General features: G+C 71.5%; 24 protein-coding genes. 14 read left to right on the forward strand and 10 right to left on the reverse strand.

Annotated elements, in window-relative coordinates:
• Nucleotides 1-187: 187 nt before the first annotated feature.
• The 9 genes from mltG (at nt 188) to ABZ815_RS29060 (ending at nt 9,719) form a co-directional block, all read left to right on the forward strand.
• Complete coding sequence (mltG, locus tag ABZ815_RS29020) at nt 188-1,345, forward strand: endolytic transglycosylase MltG (protein WP_357703317.1); 1,158 nt, start codon at nt 188-190, stop codon at nt 1,343-1,345.
• Between the two features lie 85 nt (nt 1,346-1,430).
• Nucleotides 1,431-2,285, forward strand: coding sequence for a shikimate dehydrogenase (locus tag ABZ815_RS29025; protein ID WP_357703319.1), 855 nt, complete (start codon nt 1,431-1,433; stop codon nt 2,283-2,285).
• Nucleotides 2,286-2,585: 300 nt separating this feature from the next.
• Nucleotides 2,586-3,212, forward strand: coding sequence for a translation initiation factor IF-3 (gene infC, locus ABZ815_RS29030; protein ID WP_357703424.1), 627 nt, complete (start codon nt 2,586-2,588; stop codon nt 3,210-3,212).
• 127 nt (nt 3,213-3,339) lie between these two features.
• Entirely contained in the window at nt 3,340-3,534 is a 195-nt protein-coding gene (rpmI, locus tag ABZ815_RS29035) for a 50S ribosomal protein L35 (RefSeq protein ID WP_125635662.1), read from the forward strand.
• A gap of 23 nt (nt 3,535-3,557) precedes the next feature.
• Complete coding sequence (gene rplT, locus ABZ815_RS29040; protein ID WP_357703321.1) at nt 3,558-3,944, forward strand: 50S ribosomal protein L20; 387 nt, start codon at nt 3,558-3,560, stop codon at nt 3,942-3,944.
• A 77-nt stretch (nt 3,945-4,021) separates the two neighbouring features.
• Nucleotides 4,022-4,825, forward strand: coding sequence for an RNA methyltransferase (locus ABZ815_RS29045; RefSeq protein ID WP_357703323.1), 804 nt, complete (start codon nt 4,022-4,024; stop codon nt 4,823-4,825).
• Between the two features lie 50 nt (nt 4,826-4,875).
• Nucleotides 4,876-5,967, forward strand: coding sequence for an ATP-binding protein (locus tag ABZ815_RS29050; RefSeq protein WP_357703325.1), 1,092 nt, complete (start codon nt 4,876-4,878; stop codon nt 5,965-5,967).
• A gap of 156 nt (nt 5,968-6,123) precedes the next feature.
• The gene (pheS, locus tag ABZ815_RS29055) at nt 6,124-7,164 is read left to right on the forward strand and encodes a phenylalanine--tRNA ligase subunit alpha (protein ID WP_357703426.1); all 1,041 of its coding nucleotides are present in this window, start codon (nt 6,124-6,126) and stop codon (nt 7,162-7,164) included.
• Complete coding sequence (locus ABZ815_RS29060; protein WP_357703327.1) at nt 7,164-9,719, forward strand: phenylalanine--tRNA ligase subunit beta; 2,556 nt, start codon at nt 7,164-7,166, stop codon at nt 9,717-9,719. Before pheS ends, ABZ815_RS29060 begins: the two co-directional genes overlap by 1 nt.
• Before the next feature lie 46 nt (nt 9,720-9,765).
• On the opposite strand, the gene ABZ815_RS29065 is transcribed toward ABZ815_RS29060, so the two are convergent.
• Nucleotides 9,766-10,374 (reverse strand): Uma2 family endonuclease, encoded by a 609-nt coding sequence (locus ABZ815_RS29065; RefSeq protein WP_357703329.1) that lies wholly within the window; start codon nt 10,372-10,374, stop codon nt 9,766-9,768.
• An 80-nt stretch (nt 10,375-10,454) separates the two neighbouring features.
• On the opposite strand from ABZ815_RS29065, the gene ABZ815_RS29070 reads away from it, so the two are divergent.
• A complete protein-coding gene (locus tag ABZ815_RS29070) occupies nt 10,455-10,688 on the forward strand; it encodes a hypothetical protein (RefSeq protein WP_357703331.1) in 234 nt (77 codons plus the stop codon).
• A gap of 63 nt (nt 10,689-10,751) precedes the next feature.
• Here the strand turns inward: ABZ815_RS29070 and ABZ815_RS29075 are convergent, their stop codons facing one another.
• The 4 genes from ABZ815_RS29075 to ABZ815_RS29090 form a co-directional block, all read right to left on the reverse strand.
• Entirely contained in the window at nt 10,752-12,056 is a 1,305-nt protein-coding gene (locus ABZ815_RS29075; RefSeq protein ID WP_357703332.1) for an MFS transporter, read from the reverse strand.
• 99 nt (nt 12,057-12,155) lie between these two features.
• Nucleotides 12,156-12,515, reverse strand: a complete 360-nt coding sequence (locus ABZ815_RS29080) for a nuclear transport factor 2 family protein (RefSeq protein WP_357703333.1) — start codon at nt 12,513-12,515, stop codon at nt 12,156-12,158.
• Between the two features lie 49 nt (nt 12,516-12,564).
• Nucleotides 12,565-12,969: a hypothetical protein gene (locus tag ABZ815_RS29085; RefSeq protein ID WP_357703335.1), complete on the reverse strand. Its 405-nt coding sequence runs from the start codon at nt 12,967-12,969 to the stop codon at nt 12,565-12,567.
• 188 nt (nt 12,970-13,157) lie between these two features.
• Nucleotides 13,158-14,819, reverse strand: coding sequence for a class I adenylate-forming enzyme family protein (locus ABZ815_RS29090; protein ID WP_357703337.1), 1,662 nt, complete (start codon nt 14,817-14,819; stop codon nt 13,158-13,160).
• Nucleotides 14,820-15,094: 275 nt separating this feature from the next.
• Between ABZ815_RS29090 and ABZ815_RS29095 the strand changes: the two genes are divergently transcribed.
• The 4 genes from ABZ815_RS29095 to ABZ815_RS29110 all read left to right on the forward strand — a co-directional run bounded on the left by ABZ815_RS29095 (nt 15,095) and on the right by ABZ815_RS29110 (nt 19,825).
• A complete protein-coding gene (locus ABZ815_RS29095) occupies nt 15,095-16,756 on the forward strand; it encodes an endo-1,4-beta-xylanase (protein WP_357703339.1) in 1,662 nt (553 codons plus the stop codon).
• Nucleotides 16,757-16,901: 145 nt separating this feature from the next.
• Nucleotides 16,902-17,471, forward strand: coding sequence for a dienelactone hydrolase family protein (locus ABZ815_RS29100; RefSeq protein WP_357703341.1), 570 nt, complete (start codon nt 16,902-16,904; stop codon nt 17,469-17,471).
• A 228-nt stretch (nt 17,472-17,699) separates the two neighbouring features.
• Nucleotides 17,700-18,749 (forward strand): TOMM precursor leader peptide-binding protein, encoded by a 1,050-nt coding sequence (locus ABZ815_RS29105; RefSeq protein WP_357703343.1) that lies wholly within the window; start codon nt 17,700-17,702, stop codon nt 18,747-18,749.
• Nucleotides 18,746-19,825: a hypothetical protein gene (locus ABZ815_RS29110; protein WP_357703345.1), complete on the forward strand. Its 1,080-nt coding sequence runs from the start codon at nt 18,746-18,748 to the stop codon at nt 19,823-19,825. Before ABZ815_RS29105 ends, ABZ815_RS29110 begins: the two co-directional genes overlap by 4 nt.
• Before the next feature lie 54 nt (nt 19,826-19,879).
• Here ABZ815_RS29110 and ABZ815_RS29115 read toward each other — a convergent pair whose 3' ends face one another.
• The 5 genes from ABZ815_RS29115 to ABZ815_RS29135 form a co-directional block, all read right to left on the reverse strand.
• The gene (locus tag ABZ815_RS29115) at nt 19,880-22,987 is read right to left on the reverse strand and encodes an ATP-binding protein (protein WP_357703347.1); all 3,108 of its coding nucleotides are present in this window, start codon (nt 22,985-22,987) and stop codon (nt 19,880-19,882) included.
• Nucleotides 22,984-23,619 (reverse strand): hypothetical protein, encoded by a 636-nt coding sequence (locus tag ABZ815_RS29120; RefSeq protein WP_357703349.1) that lies wholly within the window; start codon nt 23,617-23,619, stop codon nt 22,984-22,986. Before ABZ815_RS29120 ends, ABZ815_RS29115 begins: the two co-directional genes overlap by 4 nt.
• Nucleotides 23,620-23,622: 3 nt before the next feature.
• The gene (locus tag ABZ815_RS29125; protein WP_357703351.1) at nt 23,623-24,678 is read right to left on the reverse strand and encodes a DUF559 domain-containing protein; all 1,056 of its coding nucleotides are present in this window, start codon (nt 24,676-24,678) and stop codon (nt 23,623-23,625) included.
• Between the two features lie 55 nt (nt 24,679-24,733).
• A complete protein-coding gene (locus ABZ815_RS29130; RefSeq protein ID WP_357703353.1) occupies nt 24,734-25,408 on the reverse strand; it encodes a sensor domain-containing protein in 675 nt (224 codons plus the stop codon).
• Between the two features lie 92 nt (nt 25,409-25,500).
• Nucleotides 25,501-25,935 (reverse strand): helix-turn-helix domain-containing protein, encoded by a 435-nt coding sequence (locus tag ABZ815_RS29135; protein WP_357703354.1) that lies wholly within the window; start codon nt 25,933-25,935, stop codon nt 25,501-25,503.
• Between the last annotated feature and the right edge of the window lie 39 nt (nt 25,936-25,974).

Below are 25,974 nucleotides of genomic sequence, written 5' to 3' on the forward strand. Positions count from 1 at the left end.
CCGCGCAAAAGCCCCATCCCGGGTCATGCGCTCTCTTCTCATCCCCTAGCATGGCTACCCAGAGTGATCTCCGCTGGTCGTGGGAGCATGCCCGGCGGATCCCCCCGTTCCGCCCGGTGACCCCAGCCGGTTCGGCACAACCGCTTGACGCCGAACGGGCCGTACCGGGAGATTGGCCAGCGCACCTATGAGCGATCTCGATCTGAACTCCCTGCTCGGCACCGAGGACGACGAGGGTCGGTCCCGGCGCCGTTCCCGTGGCTCCGGAAAGCGCGGCGGCAACCGCCGGCGGCGCAGACGGCGCAACCGTGGCGGCTTCATCGCGCCGCTGCTCGCCTTCGTGGTGCTGGCGGGCATCATCGGCGGCGGCGGCTACTACGGCTACCTGTGGGTCAGCGACGCCCTCGTGCCCGACGACTACACCGGCCAGGGCACCGGCGAGGTGATCGTCGAGATCAAGGACGGCCAGAGCGCGTCGGAGGTGGCCGAGGAACTCGTGCGCCTGGGCGTCGTGGCCAGCGCCAGGGCGTTCAGCACCGCCATCGGCAACGCCGGCAAGAGCGGGTCGCTCCAGCCCGGCCAGTACAAGATGCGCAAGAAGATGTCGGCGGCCGACGCGGTGGCGATGCTGAGCCCCGAGAACAAGCTGCTGGCCAAGGTGCCGGTCAAGGAGGGCCTGCGCCTGTCCGACACGCTGACCACGCTGGCCAAGGCGACGGACAAGCCGGTCAAGGCGTTCGCGGCCGCGGCCAAGGACACCGGCGACCTCGACCTGCCGTCGTACGCCAAGGGCAAGCTCGAAGGGTACGCCTTCCCGGCCACCTACCAGTTCCCGCCCAACGCCACCCCGGCCCAGATCCTGGGCGCGATGGTCAAGCGGTTCAACCAGACCGCCGAGGAGGTCGACCTCGAAGGCGGCGCCAAGGCGCTCGGGCACAAGCCCCAGGACATCGTGATCATCGCCAGCATCATCCAGGCCGAGGCCGGCAGGTTCGAGGACATGCCCAAGATCGCCCGCGTCATCTACAACCGGCTCGACCGCGACCCGGAGATGAAGCTGGAGATGGACAGCACGGTCATGTACGCCCTCAACAAGTACCGCACCGCAGCCACCTTCGCCGAGACGAAGACGAAGAGCCGGTACAACACCTACATGTACCTCGGCCTGCCGCCGGGCCCGATCTCGAACCCGGGTCAGCACGCCATCGAGGCGGCGCTCAACCCGGCCAAGGGCGACTGGCTCTACTTCGTCGCCACCGACCCCAAGAGCAGCGTCACCAAGTTCGCCACCACCGAGGCCGAACGCCAGGCACTGCTGGCCGAGTACAAGCGGAACGGCGGCTGACCCCCGCAGGCGGGCCGCGGGACGACCGGCGGCCCGCCCACGCGGCGTGGTAGGAGTAGGGACCGTGTTTCCGGAAGGAGTGTCGATGCGGGCTGCGGTCATGGGCTCGCCGATCGGGCATTCGCTCTCGCCCCACCTGCACAGGGCCGCCTACGCGGCGATGGGGCTCGACGAGTGGAGCTACGAGGCGTTCGAGTGCGACGAGGCGCGGCTGCCCGGCCTGCTCGCCGGGCTGACCCCCGTACGCGGACAGGGCGGCGGTGAGCGGGCCTGGGCGGGCCTGTCGCTGACGATGCCGCTCAAGCGGGCCGTGCTGCCGCTCCTCGACATCGTCTCCGACCTGGCCGTCGAGGTGGGCGGGGCCAACACCGTGGTCTTCGCCGACGGCCTGCGCCACGGGCACAACACCGACGTCCACGGCATCCAGCGGGCGCTGGCCGAGGCGGGCGTGCCCGCGCCGCGCTCGGCGACCGTCCTGGGCGGCGGCGCCACGGCCGCCTCCGCGCTGGCGGCCCTGCGCAACCTGGGGCTGTTCGCGGTCACGCTGCTGGTACGCGACCCGGCCAGGGCGGGGGAGACGGCCGAGGTGGCCGACCGGCTGGGCGTGACGCTGGCGGTGGAGACGTTCGACAAGCTCGACGCGTCCATCGGGGTGGACCTGGTGGTCTCCACGCTGCCCGCGGGGGCCGCCGACGCGTGGGCGGGGCGGCTGGCCCGGGTGCCGGCGCTGTTCGACGTGGTCTACGCCCCCTGGCCGACCAGGGCGGCCACGGCGGTCCGCGAGGCGGGCGGCACGGTGGTCGGCGGCTTCCCGATGCTCCTGCACCAGGCCGTGCGCCAGGTGGAGCTGATGACCGGCCGCACGGACGTGCCGGTCGAGGCCATGCGCGCGGCGGGCGAGGCCGAGATCGCCCGGCGGTCCACGGCCCCGCAGGGCTGATCTCCCGGACGATTACCCGTGCCTGCGGGATGATTCGAGGCGCCTGCGTGGTTGTGGTAATGTAGCTCTCTGATCGGTCCGGCATGCCTTGCTGGACGCGCAAGCGGAGGTCTCCCTCCCACCCGAGTCACCGCAAGGCGGCCGGGTCCAGGATCACGCCGGACTCTCCGGGGAGCTCGAGGCCACGAAGCCACAGAGCTCAGTGGCCCCGCATGCGCGACGTGCGGGGCTTTTCGCGTCTTCGGCGCGGAAGGCCCCCGCCACGACGAGCACGTAGGGATCGCAAACCTAGGAGGCCCCATCAGCACTGAGCCCCGCATCAACGAGCGTATCCGAGTTCCCGAGGTTCGCCTCGTGGGCCCGAACGGCGAGCAGGTCGGCATCGTCAGCATTCACGACGCGCTGAAGCTCGCCCAGGAGGCCGACCTTGACCTCGTCGAGGTCGCGGCCACGGCTCGACCGCCCGTGTGCAAGCTCATGGACTACGGCAAGTTCAAGTACGAGTCCGCGATGAAGGCGCGCGAGGCGCGCAAGAATCAGGCGCACACGATCATCAAGGAGATCAAGCTCCGGCCGAAGATCGACCCGCACGACTACGAGACCAAGAAGGGTCACGTGGTGCGGTTCCTCAAGGCGGGGGACAAGGTCAAAGTCACGATCATGTTCCGTGGGCGTGAGCAGTCCCGGCCGGAGCTCGGCTTCCGGCTGCTGCAGCGGCTCGCGGAGGACGTCCAGGAGCTCGGGTTCGTGGAGTCCCAGCCCAAGCAGGACGGCCGTAACATGATCATGGTGATCGGTCCGCACAAGAAGAAGGCCGAGGCCAAGGCCGAAAAGGCCGCCGCCAAGGCGCAGCGTGGCGAGGAGCCTTCCGAGCTGGAAGAGGAGGCTTCCGTACCGGAAGCGGAACCTTCCGTACAGGAAGCGTGACCTGCGGCTGGGGTTAGCCTTACAACACGCGCCCCAGCAGCCGCCACCGGCAGACGAACAAGCCGCGACCGGGTCGGCCAGCACCGGCCCGGCCACAGGCACGACCGAATTGAGGAGAGACGGCGACATGCCGAAGATGAAGACGCACAGCGGTGCGAAGAAGCGGTTCCGGCTCACCGGCACCGGCAAGCTCAAGCGCCGCCGCGCCAGCCGCGCGCACTACAACGAGTGGAAGTCCTCCACGCTGACGCGTCGTCTCAAGGGTGAAGTCGTCGTTTCGCCGGCAGACACCAAGAAGATCAAGAAGCTGCTCGCCAAGTAGCGCGAACCCCCGGGGAGAAGAACATGGCACGCGTGAAGCGGGCGCTCAACGCCAAGAAGAAGCGCAAGGTCGTCCTCGACAGGGCGAGTGGTTATCGTGGCCAGCGGTCGAGGCTGTACCGCAAGGCCAAGGAGCAGATGCTCCACTCGATGACGTACGCCTACCGGGACCGCAAGGACCGTAAGGGTGCGTTCCGCCGTCTGTGGATCCAGCGGATCAACGCCGCTGCCCGCGCCAACGGCATGACCTACAACCGCCTGATCCAGGGCCTGCGCCTGGCCGGCATCGAGGTCGACCGCAAGATCCTCGCTGACCTCGCGGTCAACGACGCCCCGACCTTCGCCACGCTCGTCGAGGCCGCCAAGAAGGCGCTCCCGGCGAACGTGAACGCTCCGGCCACCGCGAGCTGAGGTCGCCTTCAGACACATGAGGGCCCACCGTCACGGTGGGCCCTTTTGCTGTATCCACGCATGACCAGGGGGAGAGCATGGCCGGGTCCGAGCTGACCAACGTGAAGTCGCCGAGGGTGAAGGCCGCACGCAGGCTCACCAAGCGCGCCTTCAGGGAGCAGGACCGCAGGTTTCTGGCCGAGGGACCGCAGGCGGTGCGTGAGGCGCTCAAGCTCGACGGGGTGGTCCTGGAGCTGTTCGCCACGGCCGAGGCCGAGCTGCGGCACGCAGAGCTCGTCACCCAGGCCACGCTGCAGGGGGTGCCCGTCCACCGGGCCAGCGGCGAGGTCATGTCGGAGCTGTCCCAGACCGTGACCCCGCAGGGGCTGCTGGCGGTGTGCCGGTTCGTGCACGTGCCGCTGGAGGAGGCGCTCGACGGGGAGCCGAAGCTGGTCGCGATGCTGGCGCACGTACGCGACCCGGGCAACGCCGGCACCGTCATGCGGGCGGCCGACGCCGCCGGGGCGGACGCCGTGATCTTCACCGACGCCTCCGTCGACCCCTACAACGGCAAGTGCGTACGCGCCAGCGCGGGCAGCCTGTTCCATTTGCCGGTCGTCATCGGTGCACCGGTAGCCCCCGCCGTGCGTCAACTCAGGGAGCGGGGCATGCGCGTGCTGGCGGCCGACGGCGCGGGCAAGCACACGCTCGACGACGTGGATCTTTCCGGACCGACCGTGTGGATCTTCGGGAACGAGGCCTGGGGACTGCCGGAGGAGATACGCGCCGAGGCGGACGATGTGGTCAGAGTGCCTATCTACGGACAGGCTGAAAGTCTGAACCTGGCCACCGCCGCGGCGGTGTGCCTTTACTCCTCCGCCAGGGCTCAGCGAGTGCCCTAGGCGGCCGGAAACCCGCTATTGTCGGCGTTGTAGGCGGAGGAGGCGAGGTCGTGCACGGCGCAGAAACCGACGGGCGAGTCGTGGCCGCCGCGTGCACGATCTCCATCGACGACCTCCCCGACGGCCTTATCGTGACCGACCGATATGGGTGCGTGCTGGCCGTCAACCGGGCCGCCGTCCGGCTCACGCGGGTCGCCATGGAGCGCGCGGTGGGCCGGGAGATGAACGAGGTCTTCCCCTTCCGCGACCACGACGGGCGCGAGTGGTGGAAGGGCCTCGACCCCGAGGGCGGGCTGCGTACCCGCACCAGGGTCCCCGAGCGGCCGCTGCACCTGCCGGGCGGGCAGGAGCTCTACGTCGCGGCCCGGCTGGTGCGCGAGCCCGAGCGCGGCGGCGAGGTCGAACGCGTGACGATCACGCTGCGCGACGGCGGCGCCCGCGCCCGGCTGGAGCGCAGCCGCGCCGACCTGGTCTCCACCGTGGCCCACGAGCTGCGCTCGCCGCTGACCAGCGTCAAGGGCTTCACCGCCACCCTGCTGGCCAAGTGGACGCGCTTCACCGACGAGCAGAAGCGCGTCATGCTGGAGACCGTCAACAACGACGCCGACCGCGTCACCCGTCTCATCACCGAGCTGCTCGACGTCTCGCGCATCGAGTCCGGGCGGCTGGAGGTGCGCCGCCAGGTCGTCGACCTGCCGACCAGGGCGCGCCGGCTCGTCGCCGGCCGGGTCGCGGCGGGCGACTCCGAAGACCGCTACCGCCTGATCGTCGGCGACCGCCTGCCCGAGATGTGGCTCGACCAGGACAAGATCGACCAGATTCTGGGTAATCTGGTGGAGAACGCGGTGCGCCACGGGCGTGGCACCGTGACGATCGAGATCGAGTCCGTCGGATGGGGAGTGGCCGTGTCGGTGCGCGACGAGGGCGAGGGCATCGAGCCCGAGCTGGCTCCGCGCGTCTTCCGGCAGTTCTGGCGGGGCGGCAACAGCCGCCGCCGCGGCGGCACCGGGCTCGGCCTGTTCATCGTGAAGGGCCTGGTCGAGGCACACGGCGGCACGATCACCGTGCAGCGCGCGCCCGAGGGCGGCGCGGAGTTCCGATTTACCGTGCCCACCGGCACACCCGACTTCGCCACGGTCTGAAGCCCCGAGCGGCTTGCCGCCTGAGCCCGTCGAAGTCGGTCCGGTGGGCGGGCCCCACTAGACTCGTTTCCGCTCAAGCCCTGGATACGGAGCTCACTCTTGTCTGACTACGACCCCGTCGAGGTGACGCCGTTGCACGCCGACGAGCTGTCCCGCATGGAGGCCGACGCCCTCACGGCGATCAAGGCGGCCGACAGCCTCGACGCACTCAAGCAGGCCAGGCTGGCGCACGCGGGCGACCGCTCGCCCATCGCCCTGGCCAACCGCGAGATCGGCGCCCTGCCGCCGGCCGCCCGAGCCGAGGCCGGCAAGCGCGTCGGCGGCGCCCGCAGAGCGATCGGCGAGGCGCTGGCCGCCCGCCAGGCCGAGCTGGAGGCCGAGCGCGACGCCCGGGTGCTCGTCGAGGAGACCGTCGACGTCACCCTGCCGTGGGACCGCCGGCCGCGCGGCGCCCGCCACCCGCTGACCACGCTGCAGGAGCGCATCGCCGACGCGTTCGTCGCCATGGGCTACGAGGTCGCCGAGGGCCCCGAGCTCGAAGGCGAGTGGTTCAACTTCGACGCGCTCAACATCGCCACCGACCACCCGGCCCGCTCCGAGCACGACACGTTCTTCGTGGACTCCACCGAGTCGGGCATGGTGCTGCGCACCCAGACCTCGCCGGTGCAGATCCGCGCGCTGCTGCAGCGCGAGCTGCCGGTCTACGTGATCTCGCCGGGCAAGACGTTCCGCACCGACGAGCTCGACGCCACCCACACCCCGGTCTTCCACCAGACCGAGGGGCTGGCCGTCGACGAGGGCCTGACCATGGCCCACCTCAAGGGCACGCTCGACAGGTTCGCCGAGGTCATGTTCGGCAAGGGCATCACCACCCGGTTCCGGCCGAACTACTTCCCCTTCACCGAGCCGTCCGCCGAGATGGACCTGAAGTGCTTCGTCTGCCGCGGCGCCTCGGCGATCCCCGGCAACCCGCCGTGCCGCACCTGCAAGTCCGAGGGCTGGATCGAGTGGGGCGGCTGCGGCATGGTCAACCCGCGGGTGCTCATCGCCTGCGGCGTCGACCCCTCGCGCTACTCCGGGTTCGCGTTCGGCATGGGGATCGAGCGCACGCTGATGTTCCGCCACAACGCCGAAGACATGCGAGACATGATCGAGGGGGACGTGCGCTTCACGCTCCCGTTCGGAATGGAGATCTGATGAAGGTCCCGCTCTCCTGGCTGCGGGAGTACGTCGATCTCCCGGCGGCCACCGCGCACGAGGTGGCCGACAGGCTCACCATGGCCGGGCTCAAGCTCGAGGCCATCACCTCCTACGGCCACGACGTCAAGAACGTCGTCGTCGGCGAGGTGCTGGAGATCGAGGAGCTGTCCGGTTTCAAGAAGCCGATCAGGCACTGCAAGGTCGAGGTGGGCGAGGCGACGCCGCGCGAGATCGTCTGCGGCGCCACGAACTTCGTCGCCGGCGACCGCGTGCCCGTCGTGCTGCCCGGCGGCGTGCTGCCGGGCGGGTTCGAGGTGGGGGCGCGCAAGACGTACGGGCGCATGTCCGAGGGCATGATCTGCTCCGAGCGCGAGCTGGGCCTCGGCGACGACCACAACGGCATCATGGTGCTGCCCGCCGACACGCCCATCGGCACCGACGTGGTCGAGCTGCTCGGCCTGCGCGACGACGTGATCGAGCTGGAGATCACGCCTGACATCGGCTACGCGCTGTCCGTGCGCGGCGTGGCCCGCGAGGTGGCCACCGCGTTCGGCGTGGCCTTCCGCGATCCGGCCGACGTCGAGGTCCCCGCCGAGACCGAGCCGTCCTGGCCGGCCTCCATCGGCGACCCGACGGCCTGCGACCGGTTCGTGCTGCGCGAGGTGCGCGGCTTCGACCCGGCCGCCCAGAGCCCGCTGTGGATGCGGGTGCGGCTGAGCCGGTCCGGCATGCGCCCGGTGTCGCTGGCCGTCGACGTCACCAACTACCTGATGCTGGAGCTCGGCCAGCCGCTGCACGCCTTCGACCGGTCGAAGCTGACCGGCGAGATCGTCGTACGGCGGGCCCGGGAGGGCGAGCGGCTGGAGACGCTCGACCACGTCGTGCGCGAGCTCGACCCCGACGACATCCTCATCACCGACGAGTCGGGCCCGATCTCCATGGCGGGCACGATGGGCGGGCTGGAGACCGAGATCTCCGACGGCTCGACCGACATCGTCATCGAGGCCGCCCACTTCTCGGCCACCGGCATCTCGCGCGAGTCGCGCCGGCACGGGCTGGTGTCGGAGGCGTCCAAGCGGTTCGAGCGCGGCGTCGACCGCGAGCTGCCGCTGGTCGCCTCCTGGCGGGCGGTGCAGCTGCTGGCCGAGCTGGGCGGCGCGACCGTGCAGCCCGGGGTGACGCACGCCGAGGTCGACGTCACGCCGGCGCGCATCGCGATCCCGGCCGGTCATCCGTCGGCCGTGGCGGGCCTGCCGTACGCCAAGGAGGTCGTCGTCGGCCGCCTGGAGCAGGTGGGCTGCGTCGTGACCGACGGCGACGACCCGGCCGTGCGCCAGGGCGGCGTCGACCCGACCGGCGTGGTGACCGGCGGCGAGCTGGCGGCCAGGCTGGCCGTCACCGGGCCGGACATGATCACCGTGACCCCGCCGTCCTGGCGGCCCGACCTCACCGACCCCAACGACCTGGCCGAAGAGGTCATCCGGCTCGAAGGCTACGACCGGCTGCCGTCGGTGCTGCCCAGCGCGCCGGCGGGCGCCGGGCTGACCGAGGGGCAGCGGCTGCGCCGGCGGGTCGGCCGGGCGCTGGCCGAGGGCGGCTACGTCGAGGTGCTCAGCTACCCGTTCATCGGCGCCGACGACTTCGACCGCCTCCAGCTGCCCGCCGACGACGCGCGGCGCCGGGCCATGCGCCTGGCCAACCCGCTGTCGGAGGACGAGCCGCTGATGCGCACGACGCTGCTGCCCGGCCTGCTCAAGACGCTGGTCCGCAACGTCGGGCGCGGCTTCGGCGACGTGGCGCTGTTCGAGACGGGCGCGGTCTACCGGCCCCGCGAGAACGCCCCCGCGGCCGCTCCGGTGCTCGGCGTCGCGCGCCGTCCCACCGAGGACGAGCTGGCCTCGATCGAGGCGGCGCTGCCCGACCAGCCGCTGCGGGTCGCGGTCGTGCTGGCCGGGGAGTTCGAGCGGTCCGGCTGGTGGGGCTCCGGCCGCGAGGCCTCGTGGGCCGACGCGGTGCAGGCCGCCCGGCTGGTCGCCGCCGAGTCGCGGATCGAGCTGTCCATCAGCGCCGACCAGCACGAGCCCTGGCACCCGGGCCGGTGCGCCGCCCTCTACGTGGGCGACACGCTGGTGGGGCACGCCGGTGAGCTGCATCCGCGGGTCATCGAGGCGTACGGGCTGCCGCCGCGTACCGCCGCCATGGAGCTGGAGCTGTCGCGGCTGGAGTCGGGCATGCCGGGGCCGGTGCAGGCGCCGCCGGTGTCCCCGTACCCGGTGGCGACACAGGACGTGGCGCTGATCGTGCCCGACTTCACGCCGGTGGCCGACGTGGAGGCGGCGCTGCGCGACGGGGCCGGGGAGCTGCTGGAGTCGGTGCGGCTGTTCGACGTCTACGCGGGTGAGCAGGTGGGCGAGGGGAACAAGTCGCTCGCCTACACGATGCGGTTCCGGGCGGCCGACCGTACGTTGACGGTCGAGGAGACGACGGCGGCCAGGGACGCGGCGGTGGCGATGGCGGCCGACCGCGTGGGAGCGCAACTGCGCGGCGTCTGACGTCACGGGAACGGGCCGGTACGGATCGCCGTACCGGCCCTTTTCGTCAGGCGGTGTAGAGCGTGGTGAGGTCGATGTCGAGGTCGAACGGCAGGGTCAGCTTGAGCCGGTCGTGGTGGATGCCGGTGCCGATGTAGGCGCCGGTGGCGGGGTCGATCTCGTAGACGTAGACCACCGGCCGGCCCCCGGCTTCTTCGATGCGCCAGAAGTGCGGGATGCCCGCCTCGGCGTAGAGGGTGGGCTTGCGCTTCCTGTCGCGCACCACCGAGTCGGGGGAGACGACCTCGACCGCGAGAATGACGTCCTTGGCGTCGAAGTAGGTGACGTTCTGCCGGATGACGGCGTCGGGACCCAGGACGATGAGATCTGGCTCCGGTCGTTGCATCGGCCCCAGCTTCACGCTCATCTCCTGGCGGAGCCGGTAGCCCTTGGGAGCCGCCTCTCGCAGGTGTACATGCAGCTGGAAGATCACCGTGTGATGGAAGTCGCGCTGGGGGCTCGCGAAGACCAAGCTTCCATCAATCAACTCTGTGTGCGCAGGCAAATCCGGAATGTGATCGAGGTCTTCGGCGACGTAGCCCTGCGGAGGCGGGATGGCCCAGTCGGGGAGTGAGGAAGAGGACTCCATCTTGAGGATCACCGCTTCGGCAGTCATGGTCCAACGCTAACCAATGTATTCCGCTTACGCCCCGTGAACGAACGTACACGTGTTCAAGACGCGGGAGAATGTGGGGCATGAGGCAGTTGCTGGTGTTCGGCGAGCGGGAGGATGCCGAGGAGGTCGCCGAGGTGCTGGGCGAGCAGTTCCCGGGGCTCGGGGTGCCGAGGGTGGTACGGGAGACGCTCGCCGGCGAGGACGACGCCGAGGACGCCCAGTGGCTCGTCGTCCTGGAAGGGCTCGACGAAGGCTCGCTGGCGAAGGTGGACGAGCTGGTGGAGCGGTACGAAGGGTGGCGGGAGGCGGAGTAGACCCTGGCCTGCCGCCTGCCGCCTGCCGCTGGTGCCGGTCGGGTGGGGCCCGGGGTGGGGCGGTCAGGCGGGGGTGGGTTCGGTGGACTGGGCGGCGCGGCGGGTGCGTTCCGCGATCGCGTGCTCGTCGGTCCTGGAGTCGTAGCGGCGGAATCCGGGGAGCGCGGCGGCCAGGCCCAGGACGGCGCTCACGCACAGCAGGCCGCCCGCGCCAAGCGAGAAGCGGGTGCCGCCGAAGTTGGCCATCAGGCTCGCGCGGGCGTTGCCCAGCATCGGGCCGCTGGCGTAGGAGAGCAGCTCGATGCCCGCCAGCCGTCCCCTCAGCTCCTGCGGGATGGTCTGGTTCCACATCGTCGTGCGGAAGATGCCGCTGATCATGTCGGCCGCGCCGGCGAGCGCGATGCAGAGGAAGACCAGCCACACGCTCGGGGCCAGCGCGGTCAGCGTCATCGCCACACCCCACAGCGCCGCCGCGACGATCACGCCGAGGCCCTGCCGCTGCACGCGGGCCGTCCAGCGGCCGGTCACGGAGGCGGCCAGGGCGCCCACGGCGGCCGCCGAGTACAGCAGGCCCAGCGACTCGGGCGAGCCCAGCTCGTCGGCCAGGAACGGGAACAGCGCGTTGGCCATGGCGAACACCATGGCCGCGATGTCCACCAGGTACGTGCCCATGAGGTCGCGGCGGCCGGTGGCGTACCGCACGCCCTCGACCAGGGACCTCAGGGAGGCCGGGGCGGCGTCCTCGACGGGCGGCAGCGACCTGATGCGCCACAGCAGCGCCAAGGAGAGGGCGAAGGTGATCGCGTCGATGGCGTAGGCGACGTGCGTGCCCATCTGGACCAGCAGCAGGCCGCCCAGCGCCGGGGCCAGGATCGCGCCGAAGTTCCAGCGCAGGCTGTTCAGCACCGCCGCCGCGGCCTGCTGGTCGTGCCTGACGACCTGCTGCATCACGGCCTCCAGGCTCGGACGCTGCAGGCAGGCGATGCCGGTGGACAGGGCGCCCATCACGTACAGGACCCAGACCTGCGGGTGGGGGAGCATCGCGTTGACCATGAGGGCGGCGGTGGTCACCAGCAGGCCCAGCTCGCTCAGCACGATGATCCGGCGGCGGTCGAGCGCGTCGGCGATCGCGCCGCCCCACAGGCCGCACACCACCATCGGCACGAACTCCGCCAGGCTCATCATCCCGACCGCGACGTAGGAGCCGGTCAGCTCCTTCATCTGGAACGGCAGCGCCACCATGGTGATCATCGTGCCGAACATGGTGATGACCCCGGCGCCGAACAGCAGGCGGTAGTCACGGGAGTCGCGCAGCGGGCTCAGGTCAGGGGAGAGGTGACGGAGCAGGCGGGTGAGTCGTGCGGGCACGAAGTCTGATTCTGCGATGACGTGCGTGGCCAGGGCAAATCATTTTGGAACGGGCGAAGGCCCCCGGGGGGAACCGGGGGCCTTCGCAGGAGGGGGGAGTCAGGCGCCGGGGACCTTGTCGAGGAAGCCGAGGACCTTGCGGATCCTGCCGTCCTCGGCCAGCTCGACCACGTCGAAGCCGACGGCCAGGGGCTCCTCGCCGGCCGGGCCGAGGTGCCAGGTGAAGCGGGCGATGTCGTGGTGGGCGTCGAACACCTCGCCGGGGGTGAACACCAGGCCGGGGAACATGCCCTGCGCGCCCTCGATCACGGCGGCGATCCCGGCGTGCCCGGCCACGTCGGCCATCGGGTCGGTGTAGGTCGCGTCCTCGGTCCACAGCTCGGCCACGGCCTTGGCGCGGGCGTCGGCGTCGGTCTCGTTCCAGACGGCCAGGTAGCGCTCGACGAGTTCGGCGGTCATGATGATCTCTCTTTCCTCAAGGTGTTGCGGTCTGGGTCTTCACAGGGAGTCAGTTGCGGGCCCGGCGCAGGCCGGTGATCTGGAGCTCGGCGAACACCCCCACGACCAGGGCCTGGGCGATGGCCCAGACGGCGCCGATCGTGCTGAACCCGAGCGCGCCGGTCACGACGGCGGCGACGCTGCCGAGGGTCCAGACGATGTTCAGGGCGATGAAGGCCTTGACGGCGGTCTGGTTGATCGTGGGGCGCGCGGCCACCAGGCCGACGGCGGCGCCGTACACGAGCAGGAAGATCCCGATCTCGCGCAGCAGGCCCGCGCCCGGGCCGAGCAGGTCGCTCGCGGGGGCGGCCAGCGCCAGGTAGGCCAGCCCGTTGACGCCGGTGACGACGGCGTCGGCGACCAGCGCGAGGCGCAGGAACTTGGTCCGGTCGGCGGTGACGGTGAGGGCGGTCATCTCGGCTCCTTCAAGTGCTCGTTGCGACACTTGAAAGATGTCAGCCGGGGCGTAGGGGCCGCGATTACGCGCCAGGTAATGAGGGCTGCGAACCGGCCGCCGACCTGCGGGTTCTTCGGGAGAAAAAGAAGGGGGCGCCCCCTTGCGGAGGCGCCCCGGGAGGGGTTCAGGGGGTGTTGCGGGGAGGGTCAGGAGCCGAGGATCTCTCGGCGCAGGTGGGTCTTGAGGATCTTGCCGCCCGGGTTGCGGGGCAGTTCGCCCTCGCGGAACCACACGTGCACCGGGATCTTGAACTTGGCGATCCGGCCGGCCAGGAACGAGCGCAGCTCCTCCGCCGTGACCGACCGGCCCGGGGCCTGCCGGATCACCGCGCCGACCTCCTCGCCCAGCTCGTCGTGCGGGACGCCGATCACCGCCGCGTCGTCCACGGCCGGGTGCTCGAACAGGGCCGCCTCGACCTCGGCGCAGTAGACGTTCTCGCCGCCCCTGATCACCATGTCCTTGGCGCGGTCCACGATGTAGACGAAGCCCTCCTCGTCGATCCTGGCCAGGTCGCCGGTGTGCAGCCAGCCGTCCACGAACGTCTGGGCCGTGGCCTCGGGCTGGTTCCAGTAGCCCATGATCACGTTCGGGCCGCGTACGCACAGCTCGCCCACCTCGCCGGCGGGCAGTTCGGCGCCCATGGGGTCCACCACGCGCACGTCCACCACGGCCGACGGCATGCCGATGCTGTCGGGCCTGGCGTGGTACTCGGCGCCGCCGTTGCCGATGGCCAGGGCGGTCGTCTCGGTCATGCCGTAGCCGTTGGAGGGGGCGCGGTCGGGCAGGTTCGTGGTGATGCGCTCCAGCAGCTTGGGCGGGGCGGGGGCGCCGCCGTAGCCGAGGGTGGTCAGGGACGACAGGTCGTACTTGCCGAAGTCCGGGTGCGACATGAGCTGCCAGGCGTTGGTCGGCACGCCGATCATCGTGGTGACGCGCTCCCGCTCGATCAGCCGCAGCGCCTGCTCGGGGTCCCACTTGTACATGAGCACCACGCCGCCGCCGGTGAACATCGAGGTGGTCATGCCGGAGAAGCAGCCGGTGACGTGGAACAGCGGCACGGTCAGCAGCGTCACCCGGCGCACGCCCGCCGCCGCGCCCGCGTCCTTGCCGGCCATGGTGAGCGAGCGCATGAGGCCGTAGGCCACGGTCATGGGGGACTGGCCGAGGTTGCGGTGGCTGCCGAGCGCGCCCTTGGGGCGGCCGGTGGTGCCGGAGGTGTAGAAGATCGTCGCCGGGTCCTCGGGGGAGAGCTCCACGTCGGGCAGCCGCACGTCGGCGGTGACCTCGCCCAGCACGTCCCCGAACGGGCGCGCGCCCTCGGGGACCTCGCCCCTGGTCACGATCATCGGCACGCCCGTGGAGGCCAGCCGGACCGCCCGCTCGCCGTCGGCGATCAGGACCTTGGCCCCCGAGTCGCTCACGCCGTAGGCCAGCTCGGCCTCCGTCCACCAGGCGTTCAGCGGTACGGCGATGGCTCCGGCGGCCAGCGCGGCCGAGAACGAGACGACCCATTCCGGGTAGTTGCGCATGGCGATGGCGACGCGGTCGCCCTTGGTCACGCCGTACTCGTCGACCAGGCGGTTGGCCAGGGTGGCGGCGCGGCGGAAGTGCTCCTCGAACGTGATGTGCTCGTCCTCGTAGGCCAGGAAGACCTGCTCGCCGTGGAACCTGCTGATCTCCAGCAGGGCTCGGAAGTGTCCCGGCGCGTGCTTCCATGTGCGTACCCCGGCGTCGCCGATCTCCTCGGTCTCGAAAAGCTGGCCGGGGCCGGTGAGCTGGGCTTGGACCTGGGCGTGCGAAAGGGACATGCGCAGAACTCCCGCATCAGAGGATTATTCCGGTCCATTCACAGTACCGACCGGTAGGTACGTCGCGCTAGAGCAGCGGAAACCGACGCCCGGAGGCCTCGCCAGGTCTCCTGTGAAAGTTTCATGAATGCGGCGATATTTTCAGCCTCCGAGCTGCCGGTTTGGCAGCGGTTGGCGACTGCCATTGACCGTCCTCGCGCATGTCAATACCGTCTGCGATGCGATCCGCCGAGGATCGAAAGTTTTCGCAATCGAGTGCCTGCCTCCGGAGGTAGATGCCCGTGCTCTCGTCCCCGTTCGTCAGAGTCCTCGCCCTGCTGGGGATTCTCGCAGCGTTCCTCCTCCCCGCCACGTCGGCCGACGCCTCGGCGCCCCTGCGGACGCACGCGGCCGCCAAGGGCAAGTTCATCGGCACGGCGCTCGCCACCGGTCCGCTGGCCGGTGAGACCTCCTACAAGAACATCGCGGCGACCGAGTTCAGCCAGGTCACTCCCGAGAACGCGATGAAGTGGGACGCCACCGAGCCCAGCCAGGGCCAGTTCAACTACTCCGGCGCGGACGCGATCGTCGCCTTCGCCGCCCAGAACGACCAGCAGGTGCACGGCCACACCCTCGTGTGGCACAACCAGACGCCGGGCTGGGTGCAGGGCCTGAGCGCGACCGCGATGCGCGCGGCCATGCAGAGCCACATCTCCAACGTGGTCGGCCACTTCGCCGACAACCCGGCCGTGGTCTCCTGGGACGTCGTCAACGAGGTCTTCGACGACAACGGCAACCTGCGCACGTCGTTCTGGTACAACACGCTCGGCTCGGGCTACATCGCCGACGCCTTCCGCGCCGCCCGCGCCGCCGACCCCGACGCCAAGCTGTGCATCAACGACTACAACACCGAGGGGATCAACGCCAAGAGCACGGCGATCTACAACCTGGTCTCCTCACTGCGCCAGCAGGGCGTTCCCGTCGACTGCGTCGGCTTCCAGTCCCACCTGGCCATCCAGTACGGCTTCCCCGGCGACTTCCAGCAGAACCTGCAGCGCTTCGCCGCCCTCGGCGTCCAGGTGCGGATCACCGAGCTGGACGTGCGCATGCAGACCCCCAGGGACGCCACCAAGGACGCCACCCAGGCCACCTACTACCGCAACGTCGTCAACGCCTGCCTGGCCGTGACCGCCTGCCAGGGCGTGACGATCTGGGGCTTCACCGACAAGTACTCCTGGGTGCCCGACACCTTCCCCGGCCAGGGCGCGGCGCTGATCTACAACGAGAGCTACCAGCAGAAGCCGTCGTACACCGCCGTGCACGACGCGCTGGCGGGCGGCACCACGACCGACACCACCCCGCCCACCACGCCGGGCGCCCCGGCGGCGGGCAACGTCACCGCGAACGCGGCCACCCTCACCTGGACCGCCTCCACCGACAGCGGCGGCAGCGGCCTGGCCGGCTACAACGTCTACCGTGAGCAGGGCAGCACCGACACCCAGCTCGGCCAGTCCACCGGCAACAGCATCAACCTGACCGGCCTGACCGCCGGCACCCAGTACCAGGTCTACGTGCGGGCTCGCGACGGCGCGGGCAACCTGTCCGGCGACTCCCCGACGGTCACCTTCACCACCCTCACCGGGGGCGGCACGGGCGGCTGCACCGCCGCCGGCACCGTGCAGACCCAGTGGAACGGCGGGTACGTCATCCAGCCCGTGACCGTCACCAACACCGGCACCTCGACGATCAACGGCTGGACGGTCACCTTCACCCTGCCCGCCGGGCACACCGTGACCGGCTCCTGGAACGCCGCGCTCACCGTCAGCGGGCAGAACGTCACCGCCAGGAACGCCGGGTACAACGGCACGCTCGCGCCCGGCGCGAACACCAGTTTCGGGTTCCAGGTCGCCAGGCCGGGCGGCGACAACGCGACGCCGTCCGGCTACACCTGCGCCTGACCCCGCGAGCCCCCCGGGCGGACATGGCCACCGCCCGGGGTCCCGCCCTCCGCCCGGGGGCCGTGCGGCGCGGGCGACGGGAGCGACGGGAGCGTGGCCGAACGGGCCCCTTGGTGGGGCCTTCGCGCGGTGGTACACAGTGCACATGGCAGAGATCATCCTGTTGCACTCCGCACAGGGCCTGCGACCGGGGGTACTGGGAGCCGCGGAGGCGCTTCGCGAGGGCGGGCACGTCGTGCGCACGCCCGACTACTACGACGGCGAGATCTTCGACGACCTCGAATCCGGGCTGCGCAAGCGGGACGCGGTCGGCTTCGGCGAGCTCGAACGCCGCTGGCGGGAGATCGCCGGGCAGGCGCGCGGGCCGGTCGTGTTCGCCGGGTTCTCGCTGGGAGGGTACGCGGCCCAGCTCCTGGCCGCCACGCACCCCCTGGCCCGGGGGCTGCTGCTCTACCACGGCTGCGCGGCCGTGCCCGAGGTGTGCGGGGAGGGATGGCCGGTCTCGGTGCCGGTGCAGCTCCACTACGCGGAGGGCGACCCGTGGGTGGACGCCGACGACGTCGGCAATCTTCGTACGGAGCTGGGGCCGATATTCGAGTGCTTCATTTATCCGGGAAATGTGCACTTGTTCGCCGATCCCGATCTTCCCGGATACTCGGCGGAGTCGGCCGCGCTTATGTGGAAACGATCACGCGACTTTATTGCACGGATATAAGACGGTTTCCCGGATATTTCGTACTTGGGTCTATCAAAAGGGGCGATCTTTACTTTATGATCGCAGCGGCCCATCAAGATCGACGGAAGGACCGCTCATGACGATCGAGATCAAGAAGGTCGAAGAAGTCGAGACCACCGGAAACAGCAACAGCTGCTGACCGTTTCGGGCCTCCCGCGACGCGGCCCAACCCCGCGGGAGGCCCTCACTCGTCCGGGAGCCGCCTTCATGCCCAGGATTCAGGTGAATCCGGTCTTCCCCCTGTTCATCGACGACGTCCGCGGACGCGTACGGCTCGGCGACTTCCCCCCGACCGGCCAGATCCTCGACCCCGCGCCGCCGCCCCTGCGCCGCCTGCTGCGCCTGTGCGCCGAGGCCCCCGTCGAGCAGTCCGACCTGTACGCCCTCCTCGACGAGCTCACCCCGGCCGAGATCGACTCGGCCGTCGAGCAGCTGCGCGCGGCCCGCTTCCTGGTCACCGACGACGAACTCGGCACGCTGGCCGCAGACGCGAGATTATCCAGGTTCGCCCTGTTCATGGCGATGTTCCACCCGGCCGACCGGGCCGTGGCCGCACTCGGCGACCTCGCCGGCCGGCACGTGGCGGTGCTCGGCGCCGGTGCGATCGGCGGCCAGGTCGCCCTCCATCTCGCCACCTCGGGCGTCGGCCGCCTGACCCTCCTGGACGACGACCGCGTCGAGATCGGCAACCTGCACCGCCAGCACCTCTACACCGTCCGCGACGTCGGCGAGCCCAAGACGGCCGCGGCCGCCCGCAGGCTGCGTGAGCACTGCCCGGACCTCCGCGTCACCCGCGTCGAACGGCGCATCACCGGGCCCGCCGACGTGGTCACCGACGCCGACCTCGTGGTCAACACCGTCGACACCCCGCAGCCGCACATCCGCCGCTGGGTCAACGAGGCGTGCGTGCGGGCCGGCACGCCGTTCCTCACCGGCGGGTTCAACCAGCACGTCGGCCTGCTCGGCCCGCTGGTCGTGCCCGGCAAGACCGGCTGCCTGGCCTGCCAGGAGGCCGCCCTGGCCGAGCGGTACGGCTCGACCGTCCTGCCCGTCAACGACAACCCCGGACGGGCCATCCCGTCGTTCGGGCCGTTGTGCGGGATCGTGTCGGGCATGCTCGCCGCCGAGGTGATCCGCTTCCTGACCGGCACCGGCGCCCCGGCCGTCGAGGGCCGCAGCCTCTGGCTGGACCTGCTGACGCTGACCACCACGGCCTACGAGTTCGCCCGCCTGGACGGCTGCGAGGTGTGCGGGTGAAGACCGAGCCGCTGACCGACCTGTCGTTCCTCAGCGTGGTGGCCGACGGCCCGGACGACTACGTGATCGGCAACGGCGAGACGTTCGTCAACGTGCCGGGCGTGGCGGCGGCCGTCGTCGAGGCGCTCGACGGCACCAGGACGGCCGCCGAGGCCCGCGCCCTGGTCCTGACCGAACATGGCCTGGACGTGGACGTGGCCGAGTTCGTGACCGGGCTCGGCGCGGCCGGGCTGCTCGGCCGGCCCCGGCGCCCGCCCAACCTGTGGGACCGCATCCGCCCCGGCCACGTGGCCTGGCTGTTCTCCCGCCCCGCGCACGCCGTGCTGGCCGCGCTGACGCTGTGCGCCCTGGCCGCGGCGGTCGCCAGGCCCGGCGTGCTGCCGTCCTTCTCCTCGCTGGTCTGGTCGGACAGCCTCACCTTCACCGTCGCCTTCGCGGCGGGCTCGTGGCTGCTCGTCCTGGTCCACGAGCTGGGCCACATCGCCGCCGCCCGGTCGCTGGGCGTGCGGGCCGAGTTGTCGCTCGGCACCCGCCTGCAGTTCCTCGTCGTGCAGACCAGGATCACCGGCATCTGGGGCGTGCCCAGGCGCGCCCGCTACCGCGCCCACCTGGCGGGCATGCGGGTGGACTGGTTCCTCGTCTGCGCCGGGACCTGCCTCCTGTACGTCGCCGACGTGCCGGTGGTGCGGCTCGTCGTGGTCATCTGCCTGTCGCAGATCGCCTGGCAGTTCCTGTTCTTCATGCGCACCGACGTCTACTACGCCATCGCGAACGCCGGCGGCAACAAGAACCTCATGGCCGACGCCCAGGCGTACCTGCGGGCGCGCCGCACCCGTACGGCGCCGCGCGGCGTACGGGTCTACGCCTGGTTCCTCGTCGTGGGGCGGGTGCTCGGGCTGGCCTTCTTCGCGCTCTACACGATCCCGGTGACGGTCGCCGTGTGCCGCCGGGCCGTCGAGGAGCTGCCGGGCTGGCAGCCGGTCGCCGCTCTGGCCGTGATCGGCGCCGGCTGGGTGCTCTACCTGGCCGTACTGGCCCACCGCCTCCTCACCTCGACCCGCCGCCCGGCCGTCTGAGCCGACCGATGGGGACCGCGGCGGTCCCGGCCGGCGCGGCCGGGACCGTGACGATCAGGTGCGGCCGCGGCTTCTGGCGACGACCTCCTCCGTGGTGAGCGGCGCCTTCGGGTGGTGCGTCAGGCACATCGGCACGCGCGCCTTGGCGAACCCGCCGCCCTCGCCGGCCACGTAGAACTCGCCCGAGCCCAGCCGGGAGATGTCCGGCACGTCGCCGCCGCCCTTGAACTGGGCCATCTCCCTGGCGGCGCTGATCTGGATCGGGGCGTTCAGCAGGCCGAAGAACTGGGTGGCGCAGTTGCCGGGGATCTGGTTGTGCAGCCCCTTGGGCGCCTGCGTGGCGAAGACGAGGCCCAGACCGTACTTGCGGGCCTGGGAGGCGAGCATCACCGTGCTGCGGGTGGAGACCGACGCGCCGCCCACCGCGGGAGCGAACGTCTGGGCCTCGTCCATGACGAACAGCGCGCCCAGCGGACGGTCCTGGGCGAGATGCCGCTTGAACCAGACGAACAGCTCCATCTCCAGCCGGCTGACGAAGCTCTGCCGCTGCTCCAGGCTCGGCAGCCCGGCCAGGCTGATCACCGAGACGCGGGCCCGCCTGCCCGGTGGCGGTGTCACCAGCAAGCCGGGGTCGACCGGCTCGCCGGCCCCGCCGAACAGCGGGTCGTTGTCCATGGCCGCGGTCAGCGACTGGGACAGGTCGGCCGCGACGCGCCGGGCGCTGGACAGCTCGCTGACGCCGTCCGGCAGGTCGGCCAGGTACGCCGCCAGGCCCCTCAGGCTGGTCGCGCCGCCGCCCCCGTAGGCGGCCAGGGCCCGCCTGAGCACGGCCTGCCCGCGCAGCGCCTTGTCGGTGTTGGCGTCCAGCCTGACCCGCGGCACGATGAACGCGACCGCCGCCTCGACCGCCTCGGCGAACTCGTCCGGATCGCCGGCCAGGCTCGCCAGATCGGGCAGCGGCTGGAAGCTCAGCGGCCGTCCGCCCGTACGGCCCGGCGTCCAGACGGTCACGTCGGTGGCCGCCAGGTACTCCTCGGCGCGGCGCGCGTCCCCCTCCTCCCACGTGCGCGGCGGCTCGGGCCACGGCTCGTCCAGCCTGGCCAGGTCGTTGTTCGGGTCCAGCACGATGGAGGAGACACCTCGCAGCGCGCACTCCTCGACCAGCCGCCTGATCAGCACGGTCTTGCCCGATCCGGAACCGGCGAAGATCGCCGTGTGCTTGCGCAGCGCCTCCAGCGCGATCCGCACCGGCGCGCCGTCCGAGATCCGCCGGCCGATCGTCAGGGACTGGTCCTGGTCGTCGCCCTGGCGCCTCGCCTTCACAGGCATCTCAGGGGTCGGTACGGCGGGAACGCTCCACACGTCCGACAGAGCCTCGGTGAGGAAGCCGATCCCGGACGTCGGCCGCCGCGCGGCGAGCCAGGCGGCCAGGTCCGGCGGGTTCGCCGAGACCAGGTCCCGGAGGGCGGCCAGGACCAGCAGGTCCTGCCGGCTCATCCGCAGCGTCCGGCCGCCCGCCCGCTCGAACGCCGCGATCGCCTCCCGCGTGGCCGGTCCTTGCGACCAGGGGGTGTCGCGCAGCAGGAACAGCCGCCGCTTGGGCACCTCCGCGTCCAGCCCGGCCGCCACGCACGCCTTGCGGACGCGGTTCAGCGCCGCGTTCCCGTGCGTCGCGCTGACCGCGCGGAAGGCCCAGTGGACCTCGTCCTCCCTGCTCTCGTCGAGCGTGCGGCGCAGGCGGGCGTGCAGCGGAGGCTTGGCGCTCGGCGGCGGGTCCACGCTGAAGGCCCGGCCGGCCTCCCCCTGCTCGGCGATCCACGCGTGCAGGCCGGCGGCCAGCAGCGCCGGCATCACGGTGTCCTCGCCGCCCTGGTCGATCACCGGAGCCTGCGCGGTCTCCAGCAGTTCGGCGAATCGGGCGTCGAGCGCGCCGAGGTCGGCCATCGGCGAGCGCGTGGCGGGCGGCCGGGGACGCGGCGCCGGCACCGTCGTGAACCCGGTCAACTCCCTGACCTCGCCGTCCAGCAGGCAGGCGTGGACATGCCGGTCGATCCGGATGAGCAGCTCCCGCGGGGTGAACCCGGGCGCCTGCTCGAACGCCTCCGGCCGGACCGGCCAGGTCGGGTACGGCGGCTTGACGCCCGCCTCGCCGTACTGCACCTCGAAGCGCGTGGCGACCAGGGTGCGGGCGGTGGCCGCGTCGGGGATGGTCATGAGCTGGACCGCCTCGCGGAAGCGGTCGCGCACGGTGTCGACCGCCACCCGTACGACGAGCGCCCACGTGGCGGGGATGCACGTCACGACCGTCAGGGTCCGGCGGGTGACCTCGCGCAACGCCATCAGCCCGCCCGCGATGCGCTCGATCATGAGCTGCTCGGCCGGGTCGTGCTCGGCGCCGCCCTCGGTCGTGGCCCGCGACTGGGCGACGAGCGGGTCGATCTGGTCCACGGCGACGATCGTCGGGCCGGTGAGGGCCATCAGACGCGAGAGGTCCCTGACGATCTCCTGCGGCGTCCGGTCGAGCCCGCGGATGCCCCACCGGGCCCGCTCGCCCGGCTCGCCCTCCGGCGCCGACGACAGGTACGCCTCGCCCAGGTCCTGCAGGCCCGGATCCTCGCCCGCCAGCAGGACCAGAGCGCGCGCGGCGTCCTGGCTGTCGCGGCCGACCTGGCCCCCGACGCGACGGAACGCGGTGACGAAGGCGTCCAGCTCGTCCCTGGTGAGGCCGCGCTTGCCGGTGATCGAGCGGCGTGCCATGCGGGACAGCCCCGCCATGATGGCCAGGCGGTCCAGGAGCACGGTGAGCTGCGTCTGCCCGTCCTGGCGGGGCCGGGAGAGGCTGTCCAGGAGGGAGACCACGACGCTCTCCCAGAAGCCCTTGGCGTCCAGCAGGCCGACCAGGACGAAGTAGCCGCCCTCGCGCTGGGCGCGTTCGCGCAGCCAGCCGAGCAGGTGGGTCTTGCCGGTGCCGCGCTGGCCCTGCACGACGACGCCGATGGGACTGGCCTCAGGCCGGTGGGCGGCCTCGGCCAGGCCGTCGAGGAGGACCTTCGTCGACGCGCCGTGCAGGCCCTCGACGTGGAAGGGGGAGCGGCGCCAGACGTCGTCGGCGCCCTCGGTGTAGTTGAACGTCAGCGCGGCCAGATCCGCGACGCCGCTCACAGCTCGCCGATCCACAGCAGATGCTTGTCCTGCCCGCCTATGATCACCGCCGCTTCGCGGTCCTCGGGCGTGAGCGTCTTCTGGTTCGACTCCGGGACGAGGTTCACGTCAGGGAGTCGTTCCATCAGGACGAGTGCCTCGTCCACCGCCGCCTTCGGCATGCCGGTCAGCAGCCGCCGGAGCCGCGTCAGGCTCACCCACGCACCCGGCTGGGCGGCCAGTTCGGCGTACGCGGCGCGGATGCGGGACTCCGGACCGGCGGCGGGCGCGCCCGGCTCGGGCTGGAAGATCTCCGACAGCCGCTGGTCGGTCCGCCGCATGAAGCGGGGCAGCCATTCGAGCAGGGCCCGCGCGACGGCCCCCGACGAGCCGGTCTGGGGCGGGATCGTCCCGGTCTGCAGATCCTCGGCGAGCCTCGCCCATCCGGAGTCGGTCAGCACGTGCACGAAGGCGCGCCCGCGCGTGGGCCGCCGGCTCTCGACTAACTTCAGATCGTTGAGCCTCAGCCGCCTCTGACCGTCGATGGTCAGCTTGTAGTGCTCCTTGAGCTCGCTGTTGGAGACCTCGCGGGCTTCGACGGCCAGCACCAGCAGGGCAGTGAACTCGGGCAGCGACAGCCCTTTGTCTGGCATATCTCATCCTTCCGCTCTGCGGCGGTTCCGCAGAAACTGGCCGATCTGACGGACCACGGTGTCCATGTCAGTCAATACTTGACCATCGGAGAAGCGCAGCACGGCGTAACCATCGAGTTGCAGCAGCACGTCCCGCTGCCGGTCCGCGGCGAACTTGGCCGGAGCCCGATGCTCGGGACCGTCGATCTCCACGACGCAGCGTTCCCGCTCCCAGAGCAGGTCCACCCGGATCGGGACGGCCAGCGGGCCCGGCCGGTACGTCTGGTTCCAGGCCCGCCCCCCGGCCCACGCCCGCGAGGACAAGGCGGCCTCCAGCGCCCGCTCGCTCGCGCTGCCCGGATGCGGCCTGCCCGCCACCGGCGGGTACGCGACGGCGGGCGCCTGATCGGCCGTCGCGGGAACCGGGACGGCGTTCCCGCCGCCGTCGAAGGTCACGGGAACCGGGACGGCTTCCCCTGCGCCGTCGAAGGCCGCGGGGAGCGGGACGGGGACCGTCCGCACGCGGTCGTCGTCCAGGGGCGCGCCCGCCAGCCAGACGCCGGCCCTGCCCCGGTGCGCCAGCCATTCGCACCCGGCGACCAGCACTTCCCGTGCCGCCGTGCCGAGCTCGTCCGGAACCCGTACCAGGATCGCCAGCCTGGCCCGGCCGAAGCTGTCGGCCAGCACCCTGACCAGCCCCGCCGCCCGGACCTCCGGCGCCAGCCCGCTGGGACCTCCCGTCAGCGCCCGCCGGGCCAGCTCGGCGAGGAACGGCCCGAAGTGGCCGGTGACCGAGGCCCTGCCCCGGGCCAGCGCCTGGACCGCGGCCACGTTCATCCCGGACGGGCCCTCGATGCCCTCGGCGCCCGGCAACCAGGCCGGGAACAGCGCGATGGCCGCCTTGTCCAGCTCACGCAGGACAGAGGCGGCCAGGTCGGCCACGGAACGTTCCTCGGCGGCGAAGTAGGTGACGACCGCCGGAGCGTCGTCCGGCAGGGGATCGAGGGCCAGTGCCACGGCGTCGGGGTCGGCGTCCAGCCGTACCACCCGGCCGATCGGCAGCTCTGCCCACGACGGCACGGCTCCCTGCCCTCACAAGATCGGAAACTTCGGCACTTGGGAGGGTAGCCCGTCCCTATCGGGCTGTCACCCAGGCCGCGGACGCGGTCTCCAGGGACGGGCTCTCCAGGGACGGGACGTGGGCGCGGGTCAGGAGGGCCTGGGAGACGCTCGCCTTCACCAGGGCGGCCGAGCGCAGCACCGGGACCAGCGTGAGCGCGAACAGCAGGCCGACCGCCGTGTTGAACACCACGAACGGCACGGTCCCGGTGCCGAGGCCGAGCAGCGCGGGCAGGCCGCCGTCCACGCCGGGGATCGCGGCGATCGCCCAGCCGTACACCGGGAAGGTCAGCCCGAGCACGGCGCCCGCCCACCACACCGCGCTCACGACGGCGGCGGCCAGCGAGACCGGGAAGGTGATGATCGCGTGCAGCAGGTCCAGCGCCGCCTGGCCGGAGGCCAGCGGGTTCATCATGCGGCGGAACAGACCCGCCCCCGCGGGGGTCTGCGCGTAGCGGGGGCGGGAGATCGGGTGGCCGAGCACGCCGGGCAGCGCGGCGCGCTCCAGGTCGGCGAAGTGGCGGGCCGAGGCGGCGGTGGCGGCCAGGACGGGGAGCCCCACGAACGCGACCGCCGCGCCGAGACCGGCCGAGACGCCGGCCACGGCGAGGGTGAAGGAGGCGGTGGCCATGGGCAGGCCGAGCAGGACGTAGCGGGTGTCGGCGGCGACGCGGTGCCGGAGGGATGTCATGGCCATGACGCTACGGATCCGGCGCCCGCCGATCGATCCTGGCTGCGGGCCGGTACGCGGTAGGGTCAGCCCTACCGCGCGCCGGAGAGCGGCTACCGCGGCTGGTCCACCCGGATCACGGTCAGCTCCTGCGGGCGCACCGGCTCCCGGCAGCTCGCGCACACCGTGAGCGGCTCCAGGGGCTCGCCGCACGAGTGCCGCCACACGGTGGGCGGCTCGCCCTCGGTGACGTACCGGTCGCCCCAGTCCATCAGGGCGAGCAGGACCGTGTGCAGGGCCTGGCCCGCCTCGGTGAGGACGTATTCGTGGCGCGGCGGGTGCCGCTCGTACGGCACCCGCTCCAGCAGGCCCACTTCGACCAGTTTGCGCAGCCGGGCGGTGAGGATGTCTCGGCTGGCGCCGGTGTTGCGGGCGATCTGGTCGAAGCGGCGCACCCCGAGCATGATCTCGCGCATCGCCAGCAGGCTCCACCGCTCGCCCACGACGGCCAGCGCGTTGGCGATCGAGCACTGTCTCGGGCGGGACAAGGCCCCTCCGCTCAGCTAGGTCCGGATTTCCAACTTACC

It is taken from the genome of Nonomuraea sp. NPDC047529 (genome assembly GCF_040642995.1).
Lineage (GTDB): Bacteria > Actinomycetota > Actinomycetes > Streptosporangiales > Streptosporangiaceae > Nonomuraea.